The organism is Shewanella sp. AC91-MNA-CIBAN-0169, from assembly GCF_040310165.1.
Lineage (GTDB): Bacteria > Pseudomonadota > Gammaproteobacteria > Enterobacterales > Shewanellaceae > Shewanella.
In genome coordinates this window covers 1-824 of record NZ_JBEOPM010000062.1, presented here as the reverse complement: position 1 = coordinate 824, position 824 = coordinate 1, and the positions used below count along the sequence as shown (strand labels likewise).

Sequence of the window (824 nt, the reverse complement as noted above, 5' to 3'; positions counted from 1 at the left end):
AGTACTTGACCACGTTCTACGTCATCACGCTTAGTACCACGTAATAACACACCACAGTTTTCGCCAGCACGACCTTCGTCAAGTAGCTTGCGGAACATTTCTACACCAGTACACGTTGTTTTAGTTGTTGGACGAACACCAACAATTTCAACTTCGTCTGATACGCGAACGATACCACGTTCAACACGACCTGTTACCACTGTACCACGACCTGAAATCGAGAATACGTCTTCGATTGGTAGTAGGAATGGCTTATCGATGTCACGAGCTGGTTCTGGAATATAAGTATCTAGGGCTTCTGCAAGCTCAAGAATTTTTGCTTCCCACTCTGGCTGGCCTTCTAGTGCCTTAAGAGCTGAACCTTGAATTACTGGTAAATCATCACCTGGGAAGTCGTATTCTGAAAGAAGCTCACGCACTTCCATTTCTACTAATTCTAGTAATTCTTCGTCATCTACCATGTCACATTTGTTCATGAATACGATGATGAAAGGTACGCCTACTTGACGTGAAAGCAAGATGTGCTCACGTGTCTGTGGCATTGGGCCGTCTGTAGCAGCAACTACTAAGATTGCGCCGTCCATCTGTGCAGCACCGGTAATCATGTTTTTAACATAATCCGCGTGACCTGGACAATCTACGTGTGCGTAGTGACGAATTGGTGTGTCATATTCGATGTGAGAAGTATTAATTGTAATACCGCGCTCACGCTCTTCTGGAGCGTTATCGATTTGAGCGAAGTTTTTAACTTCACCACCATAAGTTTTAGACAAAACGGCAGAGATTGCTGCTGTTAAAGTTGTTTTACCATGGTCAACGTGACC

The 824-nt window shown here is 44.4% G+C and carries 1 protein-coding gene; it reads right to left on the bottom strand.

All coding sequences use genetic code 11. The annotated features are described in order from the left end of the window. A partial coding sequence (gene tuf / locus AAEY98_RS22120; protein ID WP_351019692.1) for an elongation factor Tu occupies positions 1–824 on the bottom strand: 824 nt, incomplete at both ends.